The sequence below is a fragment of the Roseibium sp. AWQ4_290 genome, from assembly GCF_056160985.1.
In genome coordinates, this window is record NZ_JBSWYG010000073.1 from 1 (window position 1) to 377 (window position 377).

Annotated in this window: 1 protein-coding gene; it reads left to right on the forward strand. The window is 57.8% G+C overall.

Features of this window, described 5'->3' with window-relative positions; all coding sequences use genetic code 11:
• A partial coding sequence (locus ACXAH0_RS25185) for a hypothetical protein (protein WP_475196051.1) occupies positions 1–377 on the forward strand: 377 nt, incomplete at both ends.

Here is a 377-nt window from a genome sequence, read left to right on the forward strand (position 1 = left end):
GTGACGTTCGCAATGCCTTGATGGAAGGAGACAAAGATACGGCAACAGCGCGTGCACGGGAGCTTGCAGAGGCGCTTTTGGGTGGAATGCCCGAGGAAACGCATTTACGTACGATTTTCCAAGACGAGGTCAGGGAAGTTACCGATTTGATCTTGGGGGCGCTCGATGATGATACCGATGGCGGTGACAGCAATATCTCTGCTGAGCTGGATGAGTGGCTGGACCGCGATATTGGGGGTGCCGACCAGCAGGCAGGTGCCAATCAATCGGATCCCGGCAGCGCCGCCGGGAACGGGGATGACGTCCTCAGCCTGAGTGACTTCGTTCTACGTCTGCCTGACACGCTGGATGGGCACATTGAGGCCCGGATACAGGAC